Source organism: Mesorhizobium sp. M0772, assembly GCF_040320135.1.
GTDB lineage: Bacteria > Pseudomonadota > Alphaproteobacteria > Rhizobiales > Rhizobiaceae > Mesorhizobium.
The window spans coordinates 62,854-79,413 of sequence record NZ_JAMYPB010000013.1; the positions used below are offsets into that span (position 1 = coordinate 62,854).

A 16,560-nucleotide genomic window follows, 5' to 3' on the forward strand; every position below is an offset into this window, starting at 1 on the left:
CGGGGTCAGACTTGCGCCATGCCTCCGTCGACGGCGAGATCCACGCCGGTGACGAAAGAACTTTCATCGGAGGCGAGGAACGTTACGGCAGCAGCGATTTCCTCTGGTTTGCCCCTGCGACCCATTGGGATCTGTGACGCAAACTGGGCGGCCGCTTGCTCCGCTTGCTCAGGGGTAAGGCCAGTCGTTGTCTCCAAGGCCGGCGTCTCGATTGGTCCCGGACTCATTGCATTGACGCGGATTTTGCGGTCTTTGAATTCCAGTGTCCAAGCGCGCGCGAAGTTGCGTACAGCCGCCTTGCTCGCGGCGTAGGTACTAAACCCTGGAAGCCCCAACACGTTCGACACTGAAGAATTCAGGATGATCGAACCGCCGTCTTTGAACAGGGGAAGGGCCTTCTGCACCGTAAAGAACAGACCCTTCACGTTCACATCGAAGGTCTGATCAAAATGTGCCTCGGTAGCGACGGCGAGCGGTGCGATCGTCCCCGCGCCGGCGTTGGCGAAGAGAATGTCGATATGACCATATTTCTCCTTCACGACGGCATAGAGGCGATCCAGATCTTCCAGGAGCGACACGTCACCCACGACCGTCGTAACGTTTTTCATGATGAAGGCTGCGGCCTCCTTCAGCTCCTTCTCTCTTCGCCCGGTAATCACGACGTGCGCTCCTTCTTCTACGAAGCGCTTGGCTGTGGCCAATCCGATCCCGCTGCTTCCGCCCGTGATGACTGCGATCTTGCCTTCGAGTTTTTTCATAATTCTTTGTCTTTCGTTGCGCACGGGCCAGGTATGGACCGCGCTGGGGGTCAGAGTTGAGCCAGGCCGCCGTCGACGGCGACCTCGCTGGCAGTCATGAAGCTGCTGTCCGGCGACGCGAGAAAGGCGGCCACGGCCCCGATCTCCGCCGGATCGGCCATGCGCTGGAGCGGAGTCATCGCGCCGTAGGCCTTCTGGCCTTCCTCGCCCAACGCCTCCTTCGCGAGTTCGGTCGCCGTCGCCCCGGGCGACAACACGTTTACCCGGATGCCGGTGCCCTTCAGGTCCTCCGCCCAGGTCCGCGCCAGGTTGCGCACTGCCGCCTTGCTCGCGCTATAGGCAGTGAACCCCGGAGCGCCCGTGGTGCCGGCGCTCGAGCCGGTCAGGATGATCGAACCGCCCTGGCTGATCAGCGGCAGCGCCTTCTGGACCGTGAAGATCGTACCCTTCACATTGGTGTCGAAGGTTTCGTCAATGTGCCTGGCGGTGATCTGCCCGAGCGGAAGCGGACTTCCCGCCCCGGCATTGGCGAAGACGATATCGAGGCTTCCGCGCTCGGCCTTCACCGCAGCGTAGAGTCGGTCGAGGTCGGCCTCATCCGAGACCGAGCCCTTAACCGCGCGGGCACCAGGCCCAAGGTCAGCCACGGCGGCGTCGAGCGCTTCCTGCCGGCGGCCGAAGATGAAGACGAAGGCGCCCTCCTCGATAAAGCGCTTGGCTGCGGCGCGGCCGATGCCCGTAGCGCCGCCAGTTATCACAGCGGTCTTTCCATTCAGTCTGTTCATGTCATGCATCCTTCGTTTCGCCGTCTCGTATCTTTGGCTGTACGGGAAAGTCCCGCGAGAGCCTCAAGATGGGTTCGCCGAAGTCGGGCGGTGAGTGCGCAATCGCGCACATCGCTGGTGCGAAAACGATCCAGCTAGATGATTGAACGCCGCGGCGACCGCACGAACTACGGCTGATCGTGTTAGTATGTGCTTTGCAAGCCGCACTGCGCTGCGCAGGAATGCACCATGATCGACTGGGATGACGTTCGCTACTTTCTTGCCGCCGCGCGCGTAGGCTCGGTGCGTGCTGCCGCCGCACACCTCGGTGTGAACCACTCGACCGTGCTGCGACGCATCGCTCAGCTCGAGGAACGCCTCGGGGCGCAGATGTTCGAAAAGCTGCCTTCCGGCTACCGCCTGACGGCTGCGGGCGAAGAGGTCCTCGATCTCGCGACCCAGATGGAAGCGTCGTCGCACCAGCTGGAGACGCGAGTCTTCGGTCGTGACCAGAGCGCGCGCGGGCTTTTGCGGGTGACGCTTCCACCGTTCCTCGCCACACACCTGCTCATGCCGGATCTCGCCGACTTCGCGCGTTTGCATCGCGACATCGAGATGGAAATCTTGTCGTCCGGCGAGCTGGCAAATCTGACCAACCGAGAGGCCGACGTCGCGATCCGCATTGTCGCCGACCGCAAGACCCTGCCGCTCAATCTTCACGGCCTGAAGGGACCGGAGCTGTTCAGCGGCGTCTACATGTCTCGCGATCGACTAGCCGCGTGGCGTGCGGGCACGCCTGATCCCATCCGGTGGATAGGCATAGACAATCATGGAATTCCGGACTGGGCGCGCGAGGGAGAAGTTCACGTCACGGGAGTACCGTTCAGGACACCTGACGCCGAGACGCAGATCATCGCGGCGCACCAGGGGATTGGGATAACGAAACTGCCGTGCTTCGTCGGAGATGCCGACCCCCTGCTGGTGAGGGTGCCGGGGATCGACGTGCCCATGCATGGGACACTGTGGCTTCTCACGCAAGGCGAGACACGCAAGACGAAGCGGGTGCGGCTCTTCACGGAGTTCGTATCCCGGAGGCTCGCCACGTACGCTCCGCTTCTCTCGGGGCTGTCCATATCGCGCGACTGACCCCCGGCAGGTCCGCCGGCAACGCTTCCCGCAATCCGGGTGGAAGCCGAGCTGCGATCGCCTGAAGCGGCGTGTTCAATCCGCGAATCCAGTGGGAGTAGGAAACGGCGGCAGTAGCGTAGAGGTACCAGCCTAAGCTCGACCTCTTCCCACACCATGATCAGACAACGATGCCACCGTCTTCAGCGCGCCATCGAGCATGTCGCCTTTCTCGTCTTTCAGCGCAGCTTCGCGCAACCGCCTGATCCAGTCGGCAGCGTCATCGCGGCCCTTGACCAGATCGAGCGCCGACAGCACGCGGTCGAATTTGGACTGGGCGCGGAGGTGGGTGTCGCTGTAGCCCTTGATCAGCCGGCGGCAGTTCAGGATTTCGACGGCGAGCGCGTAATCCTGGGGCACATATCCAAGTGCCAATGCATACCACCGCTCCAGATGCGCCGTCTCCACCTTGTGGCGCAACAGGCGGCGGCGCCAGCGGCGCAGGCCGCCAATGAACCAGAGGACCGCAAAGCCGGCAAAGCTGTCGGTGCGGATGCGCCGGCCGTGATTGATGCGCCGGTCGAGAAAGCCGGCAAGTTTCGGTCGGTTCTCGATGTAGCTGCCCAACCCCGCCGGCAAGGTGCCGCAGAACTCCTCGATGCGCGGATGGAAATATTCGGTCACCTGCAGGATGGAGCCGTCCTTGACGCCCACCTCCTTGCGCACCCGCCGGTCACGCGTCGAACGTGTCTTGAGATCGGCGACGCGGATCATGTCGTCGTAGCACAGCGCGTTGGCCAGATGCTTGGCGGCAGCGATGGACAATGCATGGGCATGTTCAGCGCTATCCAGCGCGACCGCCTGGTCGAGCCGGTCGAGATACTCGCCGCCATAGGAGATGTCCTGGTAGTCGACGACCTTTCTCAGGCCCCGGAGCGCCATGTCGCGCACCGCCGCGGGCATCAGGTCGATGCGGGCGGCCAGCGCCTGCCAACCCTGCAGCAGGTTCTGCGGACCGCTCACGCGCCCTGCACCCGGAGCTGGTTCGACCGTGGCCGGTTCTGCCGGCTCTGGCGCGGGGACCGTCGTACCGCGCGCGCGGTCGTAGGCAACGGCGAAGGCAGCGAGGCTGGCTTTCGCGCCCCGGCCGCCGGCGCCGATCGCTTGCTCATAGCTTTCACGCTTGAACGGCAATGCGTCGGAGCCGGCCAGCGCGCCAAGCAGACTGGCCGAGATCATCGAGCCATTGTCGGCGGCGATCTTTTCCATGTCGAAAGCGACGAAGCGTTTCGATGCAGCTTCCGCCGTCGCGCGTACCTTGGAAGACGAGGCCCGGCCGTCACCCGGCTCGATCTTTTCCGACACCGCGGCAATGCGATGCGAAGAAGCAATGAGCGTGGTTCGATCGGGCGTGACGAAGCCCCTGATGATGGCGCGGCCGGCTTCCATCAGCTCGGCGGCGATCAGTATGTCGACGTCGCCCTGCGAAGGCGACAGGGCAAAGACCGGCAGCCGGCCGGTGTCGCGGGCCATCTCGACGTAATAGATCGTAGCGCCGGTGCGCTGGGCGACGCCGGCGACGGAGGTCGATTGCGCGACGTAACCATTGCGCTCGGCGACATCGGTGATCCAGTCGGCGAGCACACCGCCGCCCTGGCCACCGACCGCGAGCAAAGCGAGCTTGATCACCGGCTCGGTATCGGCGGCAGCGGATTTCGGACGCAAGGGCGAAGCCTGGTCAAGCATCGGCGAACGTCAACCTACGGCTCTCGCGGCGGCGCTGCATCAGGCCGATCACGGCGCGGCGAGCGCTTTCCAGGAAACGGTCCCAGCGGCCCGGATTGTGCACGACATCGGCGCGGTAGAAGGATGGGCACAGCACGGCGGCGTCCGCCACCTCGCCGCAATTGCCGCAGCCGACGCAGCTCTGGTCGATCGATGCCACCGGATCGTCACGCAAGGGATCGTCGAGCGATTTCACCGACAGCGACGGGCAGCCGGACAGCCGCATGCAGGCGTGGTCGCCGGTGCAGATGTCCTCGTCGACGCCGAATTTCGGCTTGACGACACGCGTCCCTCCCTTGATCGCCTTGTCGATCAGCGGCTTTTCGCGACGCTGGCGGTTGAGCATGCATTCGGAAGAGGCGACGATGACCTTTGGTCCCTTTTCCTCCGTCGTCAGCGCCTCGCGCAGCGTGTCCTGCATCTTGCCGACATCGTAGGTGCGGTCGATGTGGCGCAGCCATTTGACGCCCATGCCTTTCACCGCCTCGGTGATCGGATGTTTTGTCGACTTGGTCTTGTTGCCTGCGCGCGACGACAATATGTCCTGCCCGCCGGTCGCGGCGGAGTAAAAGTTGTCGACGATGACGATGACGCCGTCATTCTTGTTGAAGACCGCGTTGCCGATCGAGGAGGTCAGGCCGTTGTGCCAGAAGCCGCCATCGCCGACGAAAGAGATCGACCGGCGTTTGGCGTCGGGCGAATTGAAGGCTGAAGCCGAGGCCGGCCCGAGCCCGTAGCCCATGGTGGTGGCGCCAAGCTCGAAGGGCGGCATGATCGAGAACAAATGGCAGCCAATGTCGGAGGCGATGTGGTGCTTGCCGAGTTCCTGCTCGACCAGCTTGGTCGCGGCAAAGATCGGCCGCTCCGGGCAACCGATGCAGAAGCCCGGCGGACGGCCCGGCACGACGTTGATCAGATCAGCAGTGTCGACGCCGTCGCCGACCTTGTTGGGCGCGCGCACTTCACCCGGCAAGAGATGCGGGGCCTCGGCGCGCAGGAAGGAGCCGATGCCGTCGAGCATCACCTGGCCGGTATATTCCCCGGCCATCGGCAGATACTCCTTGCCGACCAGCCTGGTGCCGCGCCCGGCCTTGTGCAGCATGGCGGCAAAGGCTTGCTCGATGTAGTTGGGCTGGCCCTCCTCGACCACGAGCACCGCCTGCTTGCCTTCGCAGAAGGTGAGGAACTCGTCGTCGATCAGGGGATAGACGGCATTGAGCACATAGAGCGGCACATCCGTCTCGCCGTAGGTGTCGGCGAGGCCGAGACGCTGCAGCGCGCGGATGACCGAATTGTACATGCCGCCCTGCATGACGATGCCGACCGAGCCGTGGTCCGAGCCGAAGAATTCGTTGATCTTGTTCTTGGCGATGAACTCCACCGCCGCCGGCCAGCGCTTCTGCACCTTCTCCTTCTCGTGCAGGAAGGAGGCGGGCGGCAACACGATGCGGCCGGTGTCGCGGCGCGGCGCGTCGAGCGCATCGGCCACCGTCATCGGCGGGCGCTTGTTGTCCTTGGCGATGAAATGGCCGTGGACGTGGCAGCAGCGGATGCGCACCTGCAGCATCACCGGCGTATTGGACGCCTCGGATAGCTCGAAGCCATCCTCGACCGCCTTGACGATCGAAGGCAGGTTGGGGCGCGGGTCGAGCAGCCAGACCTGGCTTTTCATGGCGAAGGCATGGCTGCGCTCCTGCATGATCGAGGAACCCTCGCCATAATCCTCGCCGACGATGATCAGCGCGCCGCCGGTAACGCCACCGGAGGCAAGGTTGGCGAGCGCGTCGGACGCGACATTGGTGCCGACAGTCGACTTGAAGGTCGCCGCGCCACGGATCGGATAATGGACCGAGGCAGCGAGCATGGCGGTGGCGGTGGCTTCCGAGGCGCTCGCCTCGAAATGCACCCCGAGTTCGCCCAGAATGTCCTGTGCGTCGGCCAGCACGTCCATCAGATGGCTGATCGGCGCGCCCTGGTATCCGCCGACATAGCCGACGCCGCATTGCAGCAGCGCCTTGGTGATGGCGAGAATGCCTTCGCCGGCAAATTCCTCGCCATCGCCGAGCCTGAGTTTTTCGACTTCCTTGGCAAAAGACCGTTCGGCCATTTTTCCAACCTTCCGTTGCCGGCGGTGCGGCCGGCGCCTGCGTCTAGATGTCGTGCTTGCGAATGTTCTTCAGCATCTTCTGCAATGTGGCGATCAGAGCCGCGTATTCGGCGTCGTCGACATCGTCGAACATCGCCTCGAACGCATCATGCATGGCCGGCCAGGCGCGGGTGAACTCGGCGCGGCCGTCATCGGTCAGGAAGACATGGCGGATGCGGCTGTCGGTGACGCCTTGCTCGCGCCGCACGAAACCTTGCCCTTCCAACGTGTCGAGCGTGCGGCTCAATGTCGACTGCTCGATGACGGTGTAGACCGAGAGGTCGTTGACGGTGACGCCGTCGGTGACCGACAGCACGGCCAGCGTGCGGACCTGCGGAATGGTCAGGCCCTGCTTGCGGAAATCGTCGCGCAAGGTGGCGTTGTAGCGCCCCATGATGCGGTTCATCAGATAGGGCGCGAATTGCTGCAGGCCGATCTGGCCAAGCGTCGAAATGCGCTGGCGCTTTTCCGGAACCTTCTGCTCCATCAAAGCCTCCCCGCCAGCAGAAAACCGGAACCGCCGCCGAGGCCCGCGCCCGGATGGGTGGACGCGCCGATGTGATAGAGGTTTTTGATGCCGGTCTGGTGGTTGCGGCTGGTCTTGAATGGGCGCCACAGGAACGACTGGTCGAGGGTCGAGGACCCGCCATAAGGATCACCGCCGACCAGATTGATGTTCATCGCTTCCAGATCGGCCGGCGAATAGGCGCGGCGCGCAATCACGCTGCCCTTGAAGCCATCGATGTGGCTGGCGAGAATGGTTTCGACGCGGTCGGCGTAGGCTTCACGCAGCGCCTCGGTCCATTGTCCGTCAGCCGGCGTCTGCAGCTTGCCGGCGGCGTCACCCTTGATGTGCCGGGGCGCCTCGGGCAGTTGCAGCCACAGGATCGCCTTGCCTTCCGGGCAGCGCGATGGATCGAGCGCATGCGGCTGGCCGACGCAGATGGTCGGCACTTCCGGCAGCATCCCGCGCGCCGCCTCGTTGCAGGCTTTCGAGACGCCATCGAGCCCCGGCGTCAGGTGCAGCAGCGCCACCTTGTCGAGGCCTTCGCCGCGCCATGCCGGCGGCTTGGCCAGCGCATAGTGGATCTGGAAATTGCCTTTGCCGTAGCGATATTTCTGTGTCGCCTCGACCTCGGCTTTGGGAGCATCCGCGCCGAGCAGCCGGCCGTAAAGCTGCGTCGGCGTGACCGAGCAGATGACGCTCTTGTTTGCTGTAATCGTTTCGTCGGATGCCAGCCGCACGCCGGTCGCGCGGCCACCGCTCTGGACGATCGAGGCGACATCGGCGCCGGTGCGGATTTCGCCGCCGCGTTCACGGATCAAGGCTTCGAAGGCGGCGAGCAGGTTCTTCGCCCCGCCCTTGACGATCGGCGCGCCGGCCGCTTCCAGCGCGAAGGCAATGACCTTGGCGATCTGCCCTGAGAAAGCATCTTCCGGTCCAAGCCCGGCATGCAGCACCCAGGGCGCCCACAGCGCGCGGATTGTCTCGGACTGATAGGTGCTTTCCAACCAGCTGCGCGCCGGCACCAGTGCCTCACCCAGAAAAGCGGCAAGGCCACGCGGGCTGCGCCGCCAGGCATCGCCGGCCAACAGCTTGGCTGTCGGATAAGACCACAGGCTGCCGCCGAGCAGGCCGAACAGCAGGCCGGCATTGCGCTCGATGCTGCCGACATCGTCGGCGTGCCGGTCGCCATCGCCGGGGGCGATCGCATTGATTGCAGCGACGTTGGCGGCGCGGTCGGTGGTGAGCACGGCATGGCTGCCGTCCGGCCGCAGCACGCCGGTTGGCGTGCCGGTGTGACAGAACTCCAGCCCGTGCCGCGCGAGATCGCTGCCCAATGCCGCAAAGGCCGGCGAGGTGATGAACAGCACGAAGGTGGTCGCCATCACGTCATGGATGAAGCCGGGCGCGGTGATCTCCTCGGTACGCATGCAGCCGCCGATGCGGTCGTTGCGCTCGAGGACGAGCACCTTCGCGCCCTTGCCGCCAAGCATCGCCGCGCAGACCAGCGCGTTGATGCCGCTGCCAACGATGATGTGATCCGGCTGGCTCACCTCAGCGTGCTTTCTCAGCCTTTCGACACCAGCGCCAGCGCGCGGATCGGGCTGCCGGTGCCATGTTCGATCTTGAGCGGTGCGGCGATCAGGATGGCGCCTTTTGGCGGCAACTGGTCGAGGTTGCAGAGGCTGGCAAGGCCATAGCGGTTGGCCTTGTGCATCAGCGTGTGCGCCGGGAATGGCGGCTCCATGCCGCCGGCCTTGCCGGCATCGGTGCCGATCGTCTCCGAGCCCCAGCCCTTGATGTCCTTGCTGATCAGATACTGGATGGCTTCGGCCGTCGGACCTGGCGTATGCGGGCCGGTCTCATTGGCGTTGAGGAACTCAGCCTCCGAACCATTGCGCTTGTACCAGTCGGTGCGCATCACCACCCACTCGCCAGGGCTGATGGCGCCATGCTTGGCCTCCCACGCCTTGATGTGGTCGACGGTGAGCAGGAAATCGTGATCGGCGGCGGCTTCCTTCGAGCAGTCGATGACATTGACCGGGCCGACGAAGTTCTGCGCCGGAATGGTGTCGGTGGCGCCGTCCGGATAATCCTTGCCGCTGATCCAATGCTGCGGCGCATCGAAATGCGTGCCCGAATGCTCCCCAAGCTTCAGCCAGTTCCATGCCCACCACGGGCCGTTCTTGTCATAACGGGAGATGTTATGGATCTCGACCTTTGGCGTGTCGACGGCAAGCTCCGGCGGCAGCTTGATAAGAGGCGTGTCGGGTCCGAGTTGCGCAGAGAGGTCGACCACCCTGATGGCGCCTGAAAGCAGCTGGCCGGCGACTTCGCCGAGGAGTTTTTGCGTGTCCATGGTCTGAAGTTCCCTCTTTATGGTGAAGATCAAGGCTCGTCTCGGCCCTTAATATCCTACTAGACGAAAACATATGCATCTGCAATTATCTTTAAGCATAAAGGAAATGGGAACGGGGCGTGAGCGAGTTTGACGCCATATTCGTCGGGGCGGGCCACAACAGTCTGGCATGCGCCGCGCATCTCGCGCTCAAAGGCTGGAAAACCGGGATTTTCGAGCGCAGCGCAGCAATCGGTGGCGCCGTCCAGACCCACGAATACACGCTTCCCGGCTTCCGGCACGATTTCGGTGCAATGAGTCTGAGCCTGTTCGCCGGCTCCGCCTTCCACCGGAAATATGCAAATGAATTGAAAGCACAGGGTCTTGAGTTCGCGCCGGTCGCCGACTGTTTTGCCAGCGCCTTCCCGGACGGACGCTGGTTCGGCGTCAGCAACGATCTGGAAAAAACCACCGGCCGCATGGCCGCTTTCTCCGCCGCCGATGCCGCGACCTGGCGTAGACTGGTCGCCGCCTTTCCGGGTGAAGCCGAGCACCTGTTCCGGCTGCTGGGATCGCCGATGAGTGCGCGTGCGCTTGCCGGCACCGCCTGGAACCTGTGGCGCAAGAAAGGCATGTCCGGCGCGCTCGATACGGGACGGCTGCTGTTGTCATCGCCTCGCGCCTGGCTGGAGGAAAATTTCGAGTCCGCGCATGTGCGGGCAACGCTTGCCACCTGGGGCATGCATCTCGACTTCGCCCCCGACATCGCCGGCGGCGCCGTATTCCCCTATCTTGAATCGATGGCCAACCAGAGCTTCGGCATGGTGCTGGGCAAGGGTGGCGCCGACACCATCATCCGCGCGTTGTCGGGCATGGTGGCGTCGGCCGGCGGCACGATCGTCACCGGGGCGGAAGTTGCCGAGATCACCGTTGCCGGGGGCAAGGCATCTGGGGTGCGACTCGCTTCAGGTGAGACACATACGGCCACCAAGGCAGTGATTGCCGGCGTCGCGCCCAGGGCGCTGACCGGCAGGTTGCTGCCCACCGGTTCCGGCGACACCGGCTTCGACACGGCTATGCAGAAATTTCGGCACGCGCCGGGCACGATGATGATCCATCTGGCGCTCGACGACCTGCCGGACTGGCGCGCCGGGGCCGAGCTGCGGCAGTTCGCTTATGTGCATCTGTCGCCGTCGCTCGACGCGATGTCGCGCACCTATCAGCAGGCGATGGCGGGCATGCTGCCGGACGAACCGGTGCTGGTCGTCGGCCAGCCGACCGCGATCGATCCGTCGCGCGCGCCTCAGGGCAAACATGTGCTGTGGGTGCAGGTGCGCATGCTGCCTGCCGAAATCCTGGGCGATGCGGCAGGCAGGATCGCTCACGCGCATTGGGATCAGGTCAAGGATGCCTACGCCGAGCGCGTGCTCGACATCATCGAGACCTACGCGCCCGGCCTGCGTACAAAAATCCTCGGCCGCGCGGTGTTCTCACCCATCGACCTCGAGCGCGAGAATCCCAATCTCGTCGGCGGCGACCAGGTCTGCGGCAGCCACCATCTGGCACAGAATTTCCTGTTCCGCCCGGCGCGCGGTTATGCCGGCTGGAACACGCCGGTCGGCAATCTGCATCTCATAGGCGCCGCGACATGGCCCGGCGCCGGCACCGGCGCGGCCTCCGGCTTCATGCTCGCGCAACAGCTTGGCGGGAGGTAGCTCGGAAGATTTCAGGAAGGCGACGAGAGGCAAGGCGCTGCTGCCCACGAAGCCCGGATCGATAAACTGATAGTGCCGCGCAAAGACAACAAAACCAACAAGGGGAACGACCATGACAATCAACAGACGAGAATTGCTGGGATACAGTGCCGCGGCACTTGGGGTGGCGGCGATCGGCCTGCCTGAGATCGCCAAGGCGGCAGCGGGCGAGCTGACCATCGCCTACAACGTCAATCTGCCGTCCTGGGATCCGACCACCGGACCTTCGGCCGTCAACCCGACGATCCAGGGTCTCTACCAGTCGGTGTTCGACCAGTTCATTCCGCAAAAGCCGGACCTGTCCTTTGCGCCTGGCCTGCTCACCGAATGGGGCTGGAACGAGGATCGCACCAAGGTGACGATGACGGTGCGCGAAGGCGTGACCTGGCATGACGGCTCGCCCTTCACGCCCGAGGACGTGGTCTGGTCGCTGCAGCGGGCGGGCGACGAAAAGACCGGCAATCCGATCCAGTTCGTCTGGAAGAACGTCAACAATTTCAAGATCGACGGCAACAAGATCACCGGCGACGTCGTGCAGTTCGATCCGGTCTACTTCAAATGGATGTCGTTCCTGACCGGCTACATCCTGCCGAAGGCCTATTACGAGAAGGTTGGCGCGGAAGGTTTCGAGAAGGCGCCGATCGGCACCGGCCCGTACATGGTGGAAAAATTCGAGCGAAATGCTTTCCTCCGACTGAAGGCCAACCCGCACTATTGGGGCGACAAGCCGGCCTTCGAGAATGTGACGATCAAGTTCGTCACCGACGCGGCGAGCCGCGTTGCCGAGATCGAATCCGGTTCCTCGCAGGTGACGCTGGAGGTCCCCTATGAAGAGTATGACCGGCTGATCGCCAAGGACGGGCTTGCCGGCTCGTGCAAGCCTGTTTCCGACATCGGCATGATCTTCTTCAATGACATTGAAGCGATGCTGGACAAGAACGTCCGCCAGGCCGCTGTCATGGCTGTGGACAAGGAGCTTCTGGTCAAACGGCTGCTGCGCGGCTATGGCCAGCCGATCGCTACGCTGGAGACCCCGGAGTACACGGCCTTCGATGCCTCGATCAAGGTCGAGCACAATCCTGAAAAGGCCAAGGAGCTGCTCGCGGCTTCCGGCTATTCGCCGGAAAAACCGGTCAAGTTCACCATCCAGACGACCAAGGGCTTCAAGCCCAAGGATTATGAGATGATCCAGGCAATCGTCGGCATGTGGCGCAAGGTCGGCATCGAGGCGACGATCGAGGTCTACGAGATCGCCAAGCACTATGAACTGCGCGCCGCCGACAAGCTGGCGCCGGCCGCCTTCTACAATTGGGGCAATGCCATCGGCGATCCGACAACGTCGACTGGTTTTGCCATGTATGGGCCGAGCCCGCATTCGGTGTGGGACAGCCAGGACCTGATCGACATGATCAATCCGCTCTGGGGCGAGAAGGACGAGGCCAAGCGCATCGCCGGCTGGAAGGCTGTCGACAAGTATATCGCCGAGCAGGCCTATGTGCTGCCGCTGATTCAGTATGCGCAACCGGTCGTGCATGCCAAGGGCGTCAACGTGGTGCAGCATGTGTCCGGCGCGCTGCTGCCGGCGCTGATGACCCCGGCCTGATATCGGCTTGTGGGCGCCACCCTTCGCTGAGCGGCCCCCTCATCCGGCCCTTCGGGCCACCTTCTCCCCGCTGGGAAGAAGAGACCAGCTCAGCTGTCCGTGACCTCTTCTCCCCTCGGGGAGAAGGTGGCCGCGAAGCGGACGAATGAGGGGGCTCTTCGTTAGAAACGCACTGGGCCAACACCAGAATGCTCCTGCAACGATTCCTGATCCGTCTGCTTACGATGCTGATCACGCTGTTCGGCGTGGCTGTCGTCGTCTTCGTCGTGATCCGCGTCGCGCCTGGTGACCCGATCGCCATGATGCTGCCCCCCGGTGCGACAGATGCCGACATCGACCGGCTGCGTGCACTCTACGGGCTCGACAAGACCATCGTGCAGCAATTCTTCATCTGGCTGTCCGGCGTCGTCAGGGGCGATTTCGGCACCTCGATTTCGCTCAGGCAAGATGTGCTCAGCCTTGTCTTCAATCGTTTGCCGGCAACGCTGGAACTTGCCATCATCGCGCTCGTCATGGCGGTTGTGCTCGGCGGCACGACGGCGATCCTCGGAGCCCGCGAGCGCGGCACGGCGGTCGAAGCCGGCATCGATATCGCCAGCGGCGCCGCCCTTTCCATTCCCGATTTCCTGTGGGGCCTCGTGCTGATCCTTTTGTTTGGCGTGCTGGTGCCGATCTTCGATATCTCCGGCCGCGTGTCGCCGCAGCTCGATCTGCCCTTCGTCACCCAGTTCTATTTCTTCGAGAGCTTGCTTCGGCTGCGCTTCGACCTGACCTGGGATCTGCTGAAACACATGCTGATGCCGGCAGTAGCCTTGGCATTGCCGCTGGCGGCAATCATCGCGCAGTTGCTGAAACAGTCGCTGAAGGAAGTGCTTGACCTCGACTATGTCGTGCTGGCCCGGGTGAAGGGGTTTTCGGAAACGCAGGTTATCCTGCGCGAGGCGCTGAAGAACGCTGCCTTGCCGACACTGACTCTCGTCGGCGTCCAGTTCACCTTCCTTGTCGGCGGCACGGTCATCGTCGAGCGGCTGTTTTCCTACGAAGGGCTCGGCAACATGGCGATCGATGCCGTCATCAACCGCGACCTGCCGCTGATCCAAGGCATCGTGCTGGTGTTCGCGCTGCTGTTCGTGCTGATCAATCTTGGCGTCGACATGATGTACGCGCTGCTCAATCCGAGGCTGCGCCATGGATGAGGCACGCATCGCCCGGCGCGGACTCGGCCCGAGGCTGTGGCTGGCCGGCGGCTGGCTGCTGCTGGCGCTGCTGGCCGCGATCTTCGCGCCGCTGGTCGCACCGCAGGACCCGCTGGCGCAAGACCTGATGCTGGAACGGCTGCCGCCATTCTGGATGAGTGGTGCGGAATCCGGCTATTGGCTGGGCACCGACAGCCTCGGCCGCGATCTCCTCTCCCGGCTGATCTTCGGCGGCCGTATCGCCTTCATCGTCGCTTTCGCGGCGGCGATCGCCGCCTGCCTTGTCGGCTCGACGCTCGGACTGGTCGCCGGCTATTTCGGCGGCTGGGCCGACCGCATCATTTCACGCATCGTCGACGTCTGGATGGCATTCCCGCCGGTGCTGTTCGCCATCCTGCTGGTCGCGGTGCTCGGCACCGGCCTCAGTTCCGTCATCCTCGCCATCGTCATAATCGACTGGACGCGCTTTTGCCGGGTGATCCGCGCCGAAGCGATGGGCCAGTCGCGCATGGACTATGTCGAGAACGCCCGCATCGCCGGCTATGGCCGCATCGGCATCATGCTGCGCGAGGTGCTGCCCAATGTGGTGCCGTCCATCGTGGCACTGCTGTCGCTGGAGATGGGCATCGCCGTCATCGTCGAGGCCATCCTGTCCTTCGTCAATCTGTCGATCTCGACCGACGATCCGACCTGGGGCGGCATCATCGCCGAGGGCCGGCTGTCGATCCATCAGGCCTGGTGGGTGCTGGTGTTTCCGCTTGTCACGCTGATCCTCACCGTGCTGTCGTTCAGCCAGTTCGGTGAGGCGCTGAAGACACGCTTCGATCCGGTGCTGCGATGAGCGCTTGCCTGGATATTGCCAATCTGAGCGCCGTGCTGCCGAATGGCCAGCGCGTGCTGCGCTCGGTGTCGCTCTCCGTGCAGCCGGGTGAGGTGCGTGCTCTTGTTGGCGAGAGCGGCGCCGGCAAGACGATGATCGGCAAGGCGGTGCTGGGTGTGCTGCCGTCAAGCGTGCGCATCGTCGAAGGCGCCATGCAGCTCGAAGGCCAAGACCTCGGCAGGCTGCAGCCCAAGGCAAGGCGCACGCTGATCGGCGCTCGCACGGCGCTGATCCCGCAAGATCCGTTGACTGCGCTCAACCCGTCGCGCCGCATCGGTCCGCAGATGACTGACCGGCTGGTGCGCATTCTCGGCTGGAACGGTGACAAGGCGTACAAGCGTATCCGGCAATTGTTGGATGAGGTGCAGATCCGCGATCCCGACCGGGTGCTGAAATGCTATCCGCATGAACTCTCCGGCGGCATGCGCCAGCGTGTGCTGATCGCCGCCGCCTTCGCCGCCGAGCCACGGCTGATCGTTGCCGACGAGCCGACAACCGCGCTCGACGTTACCGTGCAAAAGCAGATCCTGCGACTGATCGCCGAGCTGCAGCGCGAGCATGGCACCGCGATCCTGTTCGTCACCCACGATCTCGGCGTCGTTGCAAAGATCAGCCAGCAAGTGTCTGTGCTCTACGCCGGCAAGGTGGTGGAAGAGGCTGACACAGCCGCTCTCTTCGCCGCGCCTGAGCATCCCTATACGCGGGCATTGATGGCCGCTACGCCGCGCTACACGGATCCCTTTGCCTCGCTGAAGCCGGTGGATGAGACGGTGCTGGCAGGACTCGCTGCGGAGATCGCCGCCTCCGACCAGGCGTGGAGAGGGCCGCATGGTTGAGCCGCTGTTTTCCGTGCGCGGGCTGAAGGTGGCGCTAGCCGACATGACCCGCAAGCCGCTGATCGGGCGCGCGCCGCTGGCCGAGATTTTGAGAGGCCTGGATTTCGATTTGCCGAGGGGCTTGGTGACCGGCATCGTCGGTGAATCCGGGTCCGGAAAATCGACGCTCGGCCGCACGCTTGTCAGACTTCTGGAGCCGAGCGTCGGCAGCATCCATTTCGAGGGCCGCGATATCGCCCATCTGCCGGATGCCGAGCTGCGACCTCTGCGCCGCCACCTGCAGATGATCTTCCAGGACCCGATGTCGTCGCTCAACCCGCGTCGCACCATCGCCGGCATCATTGCCGCGCCGCTCAAGCAGAATGGGCTTGGCGACAGGCTCAAGGAACGCGTCGCCGAGGCATTGCATCGCGTCGGCCTGCCGCAAAGCTTCGCTAGTCGCTATCGTCATGAACTGTCGGGCGGGCAGCGCCAGCGCGTCGGAATTGCGCGCGCGTTGGCGCTTTCGCCGAAATTCGTGCTGGCCGACGAGATCGTCTCCGGCCTCGACGTATCGACGCAGGCGCAGATCCTCACCCTTTTGGAGAGACTGGCCGCGGAGATGGGGCTGACGGTCGCCTTCATCAGCCACGACCTGTCGGTCATCCGGCGGCTGTGCCAACAAGTGATCGTCATGCGCGAGGGCAGGATCGTCGAGGCGAGCGCCACCGATGCGCTGTTCGACAATCCCAGGAAGACCTACACGCGCGACCTGCTTGCCGCCATCCCACTGCCTGAGATCGACGCGGACTGGTTGCGGCCAGCAACGAAAGCGCCGGCATAGGACTGTTCACCCACCACGCCGAACAGCGGGCTTCGGACGTGCATGAG

General features: G+C 63.9%; 14 protein-coding genes and 1 pseudogene. 8 read left to right on the plus strand and 7 right to left on the minus strand.

The window, feature by feature from the left end:
• Positions 1 to 5: 5 nt before the first annotated feature.
• The gene (locus NKI06_RS11840) at positions 6 to 758 is read right to left on the minus strand and encodes an SDR family NAD(P)-dependent oxidoreductase (RefSeq protein ID WP_023820886.1); all 753 of its coding nucleotides are present in this window, start codon (positions 756 to 758) and stop codon (positions 6 to 8) included.
• 50 nt (positions 759 to 808) lie between these two features.
• On the minus strand, positions 809 to 1,543 hold the full coding sequence (locus tag NKI06_RS11845; protein ID WP_352985437.1) for an SDR family NAD(P)-dependent oxidoreductase: 735 nt from the start codon (positions 1,541 to 1,543) through the stop codon (positions 809 to 811).
• Between the two features lie 228 nt (positions 1,544 to 1,771).
• Between NKI06_RS11845 and NKI06_RS11850 the strand changes: the two genes are divergently transcribed.
• Positions 1,772 to 2,668, plus strand: coding sequence for a LysR family transcriptional regulator (locus NKI06_RS11850; RefSeq protein WP_352511436.1), 897 nt, complete (start codon positions 1,772 to 1,774; stop codon positions 2,666 to 2,668).
• A 132-nt stretch (positions 2,669 to 2,800) separates the two neighbouring features.
• Here the strand turns inward: NKI06_RS11850 and NKI06_RS11855 are convergent, their stop codons facing one another.
• Genes NKI06_RS11855 through NKI06_RS11875 form a run of 5 tightly spaced genes read right to left on the minus strand, consistent with a single transcriptional unit; the run spans position 2,801 to position 9,442 of the window.
• The gene (locus tag NKI06_RS11855; protein WP_352985383.1) at positions 2,801 to 4,393 is read right to left on the minus strand and encodes an indolepyruvate oxidoreductase subunit beta family protein; all 1,593 of its coding nucleotides are present in this window, start codon (positions 4,391 to 4,393) and stop codon (positions 2,801 to 2,803) included.
• Positions 4,386 to 6,539 (minus strand): thiamine pyrophosphate-dependent enzyme, encoded by a 2,154-nt coding sequence (locus NKI06_RS11860; protein WP_352985385.1) that lies wholly within the window; start codon positions 6,537 to 6,539, stop codon positions 4,386 to 4,388. Before NKI06_RS11860 ends, NKI06_RS11855 begins: the two co-directional genes overlap by 8 nt.
• 43 nt (positions 6,540 to 6,582) lie before the next feature.
• A complete protein-coding gene (locus tag NKI06_RS11865; RefSeq protein ID WP_023682744.1) occupies positions 6,583 to 7,065 on the minus strand; it encodes a MarR family winged helix-turn-helix transcriptional regulator in 483 nt (160 codons plus the stop codon).
• Positions 7,065 to 8,636, minus strand: a complete 1,572-nt coding sequence (locus NKI06_RS11870; RefSeq protein WP_023682743.1) for a phytoene desaturase family protein — start codon at positions 8,634 to 8,636, stop codon at positions 7,065 to 7,067. Before NKI06_RS11870 ends, NKI06_RS11865 begins: the two co-directional genes overlap by 1 nt.
• Positions 8,637 to 8,650: 14 nt before the next feature.
• Entirely contained in the window at positions 8,651 to 9,442 is a 792-nt protein-coding gene (locus tag NKI06_RS11875; RefSeq protein WP_023682742.1) for a cyclase family protein, read from the minus strand.
• Between the two features lie 119 nt (positions 9,443 to 9,561).
• Between NKI06_RS11875 and NKI06_RS11880 the strand changes: the two genes are divergently transcribed.
• From NKI06_RS11880 to NKI06_RS11905, 7 genes and pseudogenes are all read left to right on the plus strand, one after another.
• Positions 9,562 to 11,136: a phytoene desaturase family protein gene (locus tag NKI06_RS11880; protein WP_352985387.1), complete on the plus strand. Its 1,575-nt coding sequence runs from the start codon at positions 9,562 to 9,564 to the stop codon at positions 11,134 to 11,136.
• 112 nt (positions 11,137 to 11,248) lie between these two features.
• Positions 11,249 to 12,778, plus strand: coding sequence for an ABC transporter substrate-binding protein (locus NKI06_RS11885; protein ID WP_023682740.1), 1,530 nt, complete (start codon positions 11,249 to 11,251; stop codon positions 12,776 to 12,778).
• Between the two features lie 33 nt (positions 12,779 to 12,811).
• Positions 12,812 to 12,924, plus strand: a pseudogene (locus NKI06_RS30900) (endonuclease domain-containing protein); the annotation flags it as partial.
• A 42-nt stretch (positions 12,925 to 12,966) separates the two neighbouring features.
• On the plus strand, positions 12,967 to 13,974 hold the full coding sequence (locus NKI06_RS11890; protein WP_023682739.1) for an ABC transporter permease: 1,008 nt from the start codon (positions 12,967 to 12,969) through the stop codon (positions 13,972 to 13,974).
• Positions 13,967 to 14,815, plus strand: coding sequence for an ABC transporter permease (locus NKI06_RS11895; protein WP_023714925.1), 849 nt, complete (start codon positions 13,967 to 13,969; stop codon positions 14,813 to 14,815). Before NKI06_RS11890 ends, NKI06_RS11895 begins: the two co-directional genes overlap by 8 nt.
• The gene (locus NKI06_RS11900) at positions 14,812 to 15,690 is read left to right on the plus strand and encodes an ABC transporter ATP-binding protein (RefSeq protein ID WP_352811992.1); all 879 of its coding nucleotides are present in this window, start codon (positions 14,812 to 14,814) and stop codon (positions 15,688 to 15,690) included. Before NKI06_RS11895 ends, NKI06_RS11900 begins: the two co-directional genes overlap by 4 nt.
• On the plus strand, positions 15,683 to 16,513 hold the full coding sequence (locus tag NKI06_RS11905) for an ATP-binding cassette domain-containing protein (RefSeq protein ID WP_023751781.1): 831 nt from the start codon (positions 15,683 to 15,685) through the stop codon (positions 16,511 to 16,513). Before NKI06_RS11900 ends, NKI06_RS11905 begins: the two co-directional genes overlap by 8 nt.
• Positions 16,514 to 16,560 lie beyond the last annotated feature (47 nt).

Coding starts and splice junctions, on each gene's coding strand:
- NKI06_RS11840 (WP_023820886.1), bottom strand. CDS start 758: ATGAAAAAACTCGAAGGCAAGATCGCAGTCATCACGGGCGGAAGCAGC.
- NKI06_RS11860 (WP_352985385.1), bottom strand. CDS start 6,539: ATGGCCGAACGGTCTTTTGCCAAGGAAGTCGAAAAACTCAGGCTCGGC.
- NKI06_RS11885 (WP_023682740.1), top strand. CDS start 11,249: ATGACAATCAACAGACGAGAATTGCTGGGATACAGTGCCGCGGCACTT.
- NKI06_RS11855 (WP_352985383.1), bottom strand. CDS start 4,393: ATGCTTGACCAGGCTTCGCCCTTGCGTCCGAAATCCGCTGCCGCCGAT.
- NKI06_RS11845 (WP_352985437.1), bottom strand. CDS start 1,543: ATGAACAGACTGAATGGAAAGACCGCTGTGATAACTGGCGGCGCTACG.
- NKI06_RS11865 (WP_023682744.1), bottom strand. CDS start 7,065: ATGGAGCAGAAGGTTCCGGAAAAGCGCCAGCGCATTTCGACGCTTGGC.
- NKI06_RS11890 (WP_023682739.1), top strand. CDS start 12,967: ATGCTCCTGCAACGATTCCTGATCCGTCTGCTTACGATGCTGATCACG.
- NKI06_RS11875 (WP_023682742.1), bottom strand. CDS start 9,442: ATGGACACGCAAAAACTCCTCGGCGAAGTCGCCGGCCAGCTGCTTTCA.
- NKI06_RS11900 (WP_352811992.1), top strand. CDS start 14,812: ATGAGCGCTTGCCTGGATATTGCCAATCTGAGCGCCGTGCTGCCGAAT.
- NKI06_RS11850 (WP_352511436.1), top strand. CDS start 1,772: ATGATCGACTGGGATGACGTTCGCTACTTTCTTGCCGCCGCGCGCGTA.
- NKI06_RS11895 (WP_023714925.1), top strand. CDS start 13,967: ATGGATGAGGCACGCATCGCCCGGCGCGGACTCGGCCCGAGGCTGTGG.
- NKI06_RS11905 (WP_023751781.1), top strand. CDS start 15,683: ATGGTTGAGCCGCTGTTTTCCGTGCGCGGGCTGAAGGTGGCGCTAGCC.